Source organism: Mesorhizobium sp. M7D.F.Ca.US.004.03.1.1 (assembly GCF_003998635.1).
Taxonomy (GTDB): Bacteria; Pseudomonadota; Alphaproteobacteria; order Rhizobiales; family Rhizobiaceae; genus Mesorhizobium; species Mesorhizobium loti.
In genome coordinates this window covers 1-7,703 of the sequence record NZ_RZQG01000217.1, presented here as the reverse complement: position 1 = coordinate 7,703, position 7,703 = coordinate 1, and the positions used below count along the sequence as shown (strand labels likewise).

Sequence of the window (7,703 nt, the reverse complement as noted above, 5' to 3'; positions counted from 1 at the left end):
TCGACGGTGGTGTTTCCGCTGCCGATGGACCTGCTGACGATCTTCAACAAAAAGCCGGACGGGGCCAAGTGAACTGGCCTCGTGCGCCGAGCAGCCACGCCGCCCAAAAATGAATCGTCGTAGCGTGCATTTCCGGCTCTTGTCGACCTCACGGAGCGCCATAATTCCATTCAAGGCTGAGCGAATTCAGCTGCTGAATAGGAGGCGTCCGTGAAGCATCAAACCGTTGACCAACTGCATGCCGTTGCCGACGTCCACGCCGAGGCAACCTATCTTGTCGCGACTCGAGGAGAACGCCTCGAACGTTGGGCGCAGCTTCTGGAGCAAAATCCCAACAGGTGCCTAGGGGCGCTGGCGGGGACCGAATACCAATCTGTGGAGATGCGCGAAAGGATGCGTTCCGCGGGATCACCGATCACAGTTGCTTTCGAAGATACGATCTTTCGCGCACTGGGCTTGAAAGAGGATACCTACGGTGAGGCCAAGCGCTTCTTCGAGCTGACCGATTGGCAACTCCACGAAATCGTCTGCCATTGCCATGTCGGCGCCACGATGCCGGCACGATGGGCCGCATCCCGTGTCCGCGCGGCAATGTCGGGAAGATCCGGTTTCTTCGCGTGGCTGCGAGGAACGTTTCTGCACTGAAGGCCGATGCTCCGGCTGGTAAACATCGCGCACGGTGTCGGCTGAACGACTGCTTGAAGAACGATGAGGCGGCAGTGGATCTGTCCGCCTCCTGTCGATTGTTCTGGACGGTGCCGCTTATCGGCTACCAGCGGTGATCTCGCCGAACACGATGTCGAGCGAGCCGATCTCATCGCGTCGAACATGGGAACGCTCGCTGATGGACTGAGAAAGTTGCACGCCGGCTCAATATGCCGGATCATGGCGGCGTGGCAGGGGGAGACATCGCGTGGCCAATCGTCGAAACGGCATGGCGTCTCCGGCTGATGGGTCGGAGGACATGCTTTCGGCCGTCGCGCCCCGCCCGCGAACCGCATTGCCCAACGTGGCAACCACCGTCACCACAGTGGCGGCGCTGTATTTCGGGCGCGAGGTTTTCCTGCCGATCGCGATTGCGCTGTTGCTGACCTTCGCGCTCGCGCCGCTTGTCTCGGTGCTCAAAAAGGTCGGCATTCCCCGGATTGCCGCCGTCATCGCCAGCGTGCTCGGCGCTTTCGCGGCGCTTGGCCTGTTCTCCTTCATTGTCGCCACGCAGGTCAGCGAACTGGCGCAGAACATCCCGGTCTACCAGACCAACATCCTGACCAAGATCCGTTCGCTCAAGGAAACCGGGGTCGGGGGAGGGATCATTGCCCGATTGAGCCAGGTGGTCGAGCGGGTCGGCCAGGAGATCGACAGGCAGGACGCCTCGCTGCCGGCCGCCACCCCGGAAAAGCCGCCGCGCGAGCCGGTGCCCGTCGAGATCGTCGCGCGCGAAAGGCCGCTCCAGGTCCTGCAGAACATAGTCGGGCCGCTGATCAGCCCGCTCGCGTCGGCCGGGCTGATCATCGTCGTCGTCATCTTCATGTTGCTCGAGCGGGAGGATCTGCGCGACCGCTTCATCCGGCTTGTCGGCTACGGCGACCTCCACCGCACCACCGAGGCGCTTCAAGATGCCGGCAAGCGGGTGGGCCGCTATCTGCTGATGCAGTTGGTCGTCAACATCGTCTACGCCATACCGATCGCGATCGGGCTCTGGGTCCTCGGCATCCCGAATGCGTTGCTGTGGGGGCTGCTGGCGCTGGCGCTGCGTTTCGTTCCCTATATCGGCCCGATCATAGGCATGCTTTTGCCGCTGTTCCTGGCGCTGGCCGTGGCGCCGGGCTGGTCGCTCGTCCTGTGGACGGCCGCCCTGTTCGTGGTGATGGAGCTGATCACCGGCAACGTCATCGAACCCTGGCTTTACGGTTCGCGAACCGGACTGTCGCCGCTGGCGATCATCGTCGCGGCGATTTTCTGGACGTGGCTCTGGGGGCCGCTCGGGCTGATCCTGTCGACGCCGCTCACCGTCTGCCTGGTGGTGCTGGGCAGGCACGTGCCGCAGTTTGAATTCCTCGACGTGCTGTTCGGCAACGAGCCCGTGCTCGAACCCCATGCGCGCCTCTACCAGCGGCTGCTGGCCGGCGATCCCGAAGAAGCTACCGACCACGCCGAGGAGATGCTGGAGGAGAAATATCTCGTCGAATTCTACGACAAGGTCGCCATACCGGCACTGCTACTGGGCGAGCGCGACCGGGTGCGCGGCGTCATGGGCGACCTGCAAAGACGGCAGCTGGCGGCCAGTGCCCTGACGCTGGTGGCCAACCTCGACGACAGCGCGCAGGAGGAAGCGAGCGAGGAGGAGGAGCCGCACGTGGTCGCAGAGGGGGACGACGATGGCGATTCCAGCGGCGAGGAAGAGACCGAATTGCCCGACGGCACCGGCATGTCAGTGCTTTGCGCCGGCGGGCGTGGCGAGCTCGACGATGCCGCCGCCGCGATGCTGGCGCAGGGGCTGGAAGTCCAGGGCGCGACAGTGTCGAAGGCCGGCTTTGCCGATATGGAACCCGCCAACATCCGCCGCCTCGACCTCGAAACCGTCGACACCGTCGTGGTCGGCTTCCTGAACCGGGATTCCGTCAAGCACGCCCGCTTTCTGGTGCGCCGGCTGAAGCGCGCGAAGGCTGCACTTCGGGTGGGAATCGTGTTCTGGTCGGAGACCGCTGCTGAGGACAAGGAAACGGCGGCCAAGCTGGCCCAGGACATGAACGCCGATTTCGTGGCGCATGGCATGGTCGACGCGGTAGTGGGCGCGCTGTCAAACGAGCCGCCGGTTGCCCTCAAGCTCATCGCCAAACGCCGCATGCGGCGACAGCGGGCGGCCCCCAAGAAGGTTGCGGCGGCGGCGGCGAGTTAGGTCGAAACTCGGAATGATCGAGTTCGGCCCCGAAACACATCCTCAGAGGTGGAAGGCGCGCATGGCCGCTTTGCGCCTCGGCGCCGCTATTGGCATCGTCAGGTGCGGATGCGACGAAAAAGCGTTTCTACGATCACGTTGAACCGCTCCGGGTCATCGAACGCCCGGGCGGCAAGCATGGCTCCGTATACGGTCGCCATGAAAGCTTGCGCCTCGACCTCGGGGGATGCCTCGAGATGCACTGCCCCCTGCTTTACACCAAGTTCCAAAAGCCGTTCCAGCCATTTGCCGAGGTCGACGAAATGACCGCGGACGGAAACTGCCACCTCTTCGGGCAGACCCGGGAATTCGGCCGCCAGCACGGCAGCCAGGCAGAAGGGAGCGGACTGATCCTTGATACAGCGCTCCCAATACCCTGTATAAAACCGCAACTGATCCAGTGCCGGCGAACCTTCCTCCAGTGCCGCACTCTGGGCTCGGATACCGGCGCGCGCTTGTTCGACAACTGCTACGACCAAATCGACTTTGGAGGGGAAGTGATGGTGAATGCTGGCCTTACGGATGCCAAAGCGCTCCGACAGGTCGGCATAGCTGAAGCCGTTGTAGCCGACACGCATGATCAGCTGGGCGGCTCCGCCAACCAGTTTGCTCGCGGTGTCACTCAATGCAGTGTTCATTGTCACCCTTCCGGTAAGTTGAGGTAGGAAATTTTGCCGGTCCTCGCAAGGTTTGTCCGAGCCAGCGGAACAGGAGCGCGGCTTGACCGCCAATCTCTTTTGAAGGGAGATGCGCCGTCCTCCAGGAAGGGCAGCGCACCACTCGTTAGCAGATCAACAGTTCTTCAAGACGCATCTAGCTGGCGATCCGCGGTGACCTCCGAAGGATGTCGGTGACCGTCAGCCACACTGCCGACACCAGGAAGTAGAAAGCGCCGAACGCAGCGTAGGGCGCGACATTCGTGATGCCGATATCTTCAACGCCGCCGGCCATCTTCACAAAAAAGATGCCGGCCAGTGCCGATTGAGCGCCGCTCAAGATCATCGCCCACTGCGCGCCGGTGGTCTTCCAGCGCCGCAGTGCGGTAATCAGTTGAAACAGGCCAGATAGAGCAGCCCAGACACCGTAGACCGCGAGCACTGCGTTCATGCTGTTGGTTAGCGCGACAGCGACCGCCAAGGTGGCAAGCACGCTGACGACAAAATTCAGCAGCTGCGACTTATTGCGGTTCAATCCGCCGGTGCGCTGGGCATCGACGACATTCGCAAGGGCGTCCCAGGCAGGATACGCCACCAGCATGATCGCGGCCAACGGCGGCATGGTCTTGGCGAGGGTAAAGGCCAGTGCGACCCATGCCGCGGAAACGCCGAACCGGACAAAATAATAGCTTTTGAGCCATGTGTTGGAAGCTTGGGCGAGGGTGGCGGTGTTTTGAACAGGCATACCGATTTTCCAATGTTGGTTGATAGCAATCTACCTACTAGAAGGTAGACAAGCTTTGGTCAACCGATTTCACCGCTCATCGAGTAAGTTTGGCTGCGTGCGAGGGCGGGCCGTTGCCAGAGGCCGCGGGAGGCCCTGGGCGAAACTGTGCTGCACCGCAGCGCCAGAAGAGCGTGGCTGCCGGATCTCGATCGGACGTCATGAAACCTTTTGATTTTTAAGCCGTTATCGGCCTTATGTCCGGGGCCAAACTCAAGCCGAAATCGGTCGACGGCGCCAAGCCACGCGGGGCTGGAAAATCGCGCCAAAAAAAGGCATCGGCCGCCCAAGCCGCGCCCGAGGCCGACGGGCATGCCGCGCCCGAAGTCGACAGCCAGCCCGCGCCCGAGGTCGACGGACAGGCCGCGCCGCCACCCGATGCCGTCGAACCCGATCCAGAACTGACGCCCGAGGAGGCGGAGCAGGCGCGCAAGCGATATTTGCTGCGGCGTTTCTGGATCAGCGCCCGCGGTTACTGGAGCCGGCGCGGCGACCGGCTGGCCTGGCCATTGACGATCGGGGTGCTGCTGCTGATCTGCATCAATATCGGCTTCCAGTATGGCATCAATGTCTGGAACCGCTCGATGTTCGATGCCCTCGAGCAGCGCAACGCCGGCAGCGTCTATTTCCTCAGCGCCGTCTTCGTGCCGCTGGTGATCTGCAGCGGCAGCCTTGTCGTCGCGCAGGTCTACCTGCGCATGACGATCCAGCGCCGCTGGCGTTCCTGGCTGACCACCGCGGTCATCGCGCGCTGGCTGGCAAGCGGCCGCTACTACCAGCTGAACCTCGTCGGTGGCGACCACCAGAATCCCGAGGCCCGCATGACCGAGGATTTGCGCATCGCCACAGAGTCGCCGGTCGATTTCATCTCCGGCGTCCTCAACGCGTTTCTGTCGGCCTCGACCTTCATCGTCGTGCTGTGGACCATCGGCGGCGCGCTCACCCTGCCGATCGGCGGCGAGAGCATCACCATTCCCGGGTTCCTGGTCATCACCGCGGTAATCTATGCCGCCATCACCTCGACCTCGATGGTGGTCATCGGTCGCAATTTCGTCCAGCTCTCCGAGCGGAAGAACCAGGCGGAGGCCGAACTGCGCTACACGCTTACGCGCGTGCGCGAAAACGGCGAGAGCATCGCCCTGCTGGGCGGCGAGGAGGAGGAGCGCAGCGGCATCGACAGGAATTTCGGCCATGTGCTGAGGCAATGGGCGCTGCTGACCGGCCAGCATATGCGCACGGCGGCGGTGTCGCAGGGATCGAGCCTGTTTGCGCCGGTCGTGCCGATCCTGCTGTGTGCGCCAAAATTCCTCGAAGGCTCAATGACGCTTGGCGAGGTGATGCAGGCAGCGTCTGCCTTTGGCATCGTGCAAGGCGCTTTCGGATGGCTGGTCGACAATTACCCGCGTCTTGCCGACTGGAACGCCTCCGCACGGCGCATAGCCTCGCTGATGATGTCGCTCGACGGGCTCGAGCGTGCCGAGCAGAGCGACGCGCTTGGGCGCATCCAGCACGGCGAAACCGATGACGGTGCGATGCTCGTCCTCGACAATCTCGCGGTGACGCTGGACGACGGCACCTCCGTGGTCAAGGAGACCGAGGTTGCGATCGAACCGGGTGAGCGGGTGCTGGTGGCGGGCGAATCCGGCTCAGGCAAGTCGACGCTGGTGCGGGCCATTGCGGGCCTGTGGCCGTGGGGCGGCGGCGGCGTCAATTTCCACGCCGGCAGGCGTCTGTTCATGCTGCCGCAACGTCCCTACATCCCCTCGGGGACCCTGCGCCGCGCGGTCGCCTATCCTGCAGCGTCGGATAAGTGGACGATCAAACAGATCAAGGCCGCCCTCGACAAGGTGGGCCTTGCGTATCTTGCCGACAGGATCAAGGAAGAAGCGCCATGGGACCAGACGCTGTCGGGCGGCGAAAAGCAACGCCTCGCCTTCGCGCGCCTGCTGCTGCACCGCCCCGACATCGTCGTGCTGGATGAAGCGACCTCGGCGCTCGACGAGAAGAGCCAGGACAAGATGATGGAGACTATGATCCGCGAATTGCCTGACGTCACCATCATAAGCGTGGCGCATCGCGCCGAGCTGGAGGCCTTCCACAGTCGCAAGATCACATTGGAGCGTCGCGCGGGCGGGGCAAAGCTCGTCAGCGATGTCGACCTGGGACAGCGCAAGGGCAGGCGCAACCTGCTCCGGCGCGCGCTGTGGGGCTCCGGCACGCGCAACAAAAGGCAAGCGTGAGCTTCAACAGAGTGGACCTCGGACGTAGTCACGCCGGCCGATAAATCTACGCCACCGAGCCGCCCCAAGCGGGGAAGCAGGGCGCGCCGCCGAAACCTTCGGCGGAGCGCGTCACCCGAAATCATAGCCACCGCGGCCTTGGCCGCATGGACAGCTACGCCGCCTTTACGATCTCGACCAGTTCAACGTCGAACACCAGATCCTGCCCGGCCAGTGGATGGTTGCCGTCGAGCTTGACTCTGGCGTCGTCCACTTCGACGACTGTTACCGGCATGGGTTGCCCGTCGCGGGTTCTGACCTGCAATCGAGTGCCGATATCGACGTTGATGTTGTCTGGCACCTTGGCGCGGTCGATGGTCACGACCGCTTCGGGGCGGTGGGGGCCATAGGCGGCGTCGGCGGGAACGGTGACGGTGCTTCTCGCACCCACCTCCATGCCCTCGACATGGGTTTCAAGACCGGAGATTACCTGTCCTTCACCCAGCGTGAATTGCAGCGGTTCGCTGCCGGAGGCATCGAATTGAGTGCCGTCGACTAGGCGTCCATTGTAGTTGATGCGCACGGTGTCGCCATTCTTGGCCTGTGTCATAGCAGTCATCCTTTCGGAAGTTTTTGAGGGGGCCGGCTGAGGTTCACGGTCCCGTTCTCGATCATCCACGCACTCAGGTGCACGGCGCGAAACCCTAAAACTAGGTGCCTGGCTGCCGATGTAAACCCAAAATGCCGATTGATTATCCAGAGCGCCTCTTACCGATCGACCATGGCCATGGCGCGCTCGGTGTAGCGCGGGCCGGAGATCTTTCCCGGCGCGAGCGCCTCGTCGAGCGCGGCCATCTCAGTGGCGTCGAGCATCAGCGATGCGGCGGCTACGTTCTCCTCCAGATGTCTGATCCGCTTGGTGCCGGGGATCGGCACGATGTCGAGGCCGAAGCCGTTGCCCTTCGCCAGCAGCCAGGCCAGTGCTATCTGTCCGGGTTTGACGCGGCGGGCCGTCGCAATGTCGCGCACCTTGGCCGCCGCCTCGACATTGGCGTCGTAGTTCTCGCCCTGGTAGCGCGGGTCGTTGCGGCGGTAAACGCCTTCGG

7 protein-coding genes are annotated in these 7,703 nt (G+C 63.2%); 3 read left to right on the top strand and 4 right to left on the bottom strand.

The annotated features are described in order from the left end of the window. Positions 1 to 210: 210 nt before the first annotated feature. Together EN935_RS14630 and EN935_RS14625 are read left to right on the top strand one after the other, a co-directional pair. Complete coding sequence (locus EN935_RS14630) at positions 211 to 645, top strand: hypothetical protein (protein ID WP_127263355.1); 435 nt, start codon at positions 211 to 213, stop codon at positions 643 to 645. Positions 646 to 964: 319 nt separating this feature from the next. Next, on the top strand, positions 965 to 2,899 hold the full coding sequence (locus EN935_RS14625) for an AI-2E family transporter (RefSeq protein WP_164771132.1): 1,935 nt from the start codon (positions 965 to 967) through the stop codon (positions 2,897 to 2,899). Positions 2,900 to 2,997: 98 nt separating this feature from the next. Here EN935_RS14625 and EN935_RS14620 read toward each other — a convergent pair whose 3' ends face one another. Further along, positions 2,998 to 3,576, bottom strand: a complete 579-nt coding sequence (locus tag EN935_RS14620) for a TetR/AcrR family transcriptional regulator (protein WP_109660876.1) — start codon at positions 3,574 to 3,576, stop codon at positions 2,998 to 3,000. A gap of 175 nt (positions 3,577 to 3,751) precedes the next feature. Further along, the gene (locus EN935_RS14615; protein ID WP_127263357.1) at positions 3,752 to 4,339 is read right to left on the bottom strand and encodes a DUF308 domain-containing protein; all 588 of its coding nucleotides are present in this window, start codon (positions 4,337 to 4,339) and stop codon (positions 3,752 to 3,754) included. A gap of 236 nt (positions 4,340 to 4,575) precedes the next feature. On the opposite strand from EN935_RS14615, the gene EN935_RS14610 reads away from it, so the two are divergent. Further along, positions 4,576 to 6,618 (top strand): ABC transporter ATP-binding protein/permease, encoded by a 2,043-nt coding sequence (locus EN935_RS14610; protein ID WP_127263358.1) that lies wholly within the window; start codon positions 4,576 to 4,578, stop codon positions 6,616 to 6,618. Between the two features lie 154 nt (positions 6,619 to 6,772). Here the strand turns inward: EN935_RS14610 and EN935_RS14605 are convergent, their stop codons facing one another. Further along, positions 6,773 to 7,207 (bottom strand): peptidylprolyl isomerase, encoded by a 435-nt coding sequence (locus EN935_RS14605; RefSeq protein WP_109660882.1) that lies wholly within the window; start codon positions 7,205 to 7,207, stop codon positions 6,773 to 6,775. A gap of 158 nt (positions 7,208 to 7,365) precedes the next feature. Further along, on the bottom strand, positions 7,366 to 7,703 hold a 338-nt coding region (locus EN935_RS14600), incomplete at its 5' end, for an aldo/keto reductase (protein ID WP_164771131.1).

Coding starts and splice junctions, on each gene's coding strand:
- EN935_RS14625 (WP_164771132.1), top strand. CDS start 965: ATGCTTTCGGCCGTCGCGCCCCGCCCGCGAACCGCATTGCCCAACGTG.
- EN935_RS14620 (WP_109660876.1), bottom strand. CDS start 3,576: ATGAACACTGCATTGAGTGACACCGCGAGCAAACTGGTTGGCGGAGCC.
- EN935_RS14615 (WP_127263357.1), bottom strand. CDS start 4,339: ATGCCTGTTCAAAACACCGCCACCCTCGCCCAAGCTTCCAACACATGG.
- EN935_RS14610 (WP_127263358.1), top strand. CDS start 4,576: ATGTCCGGGGCCAAACTCAAGCCGAAATCGGTCGACGGCGCCAAGCCA.
- EN935_RS14605 (WP_109660882.1), bottom strand. CDS start 7,207: ATGACACAGGCCAAGAATGGCGACACCGTGCGCATCAACTACAATGGA.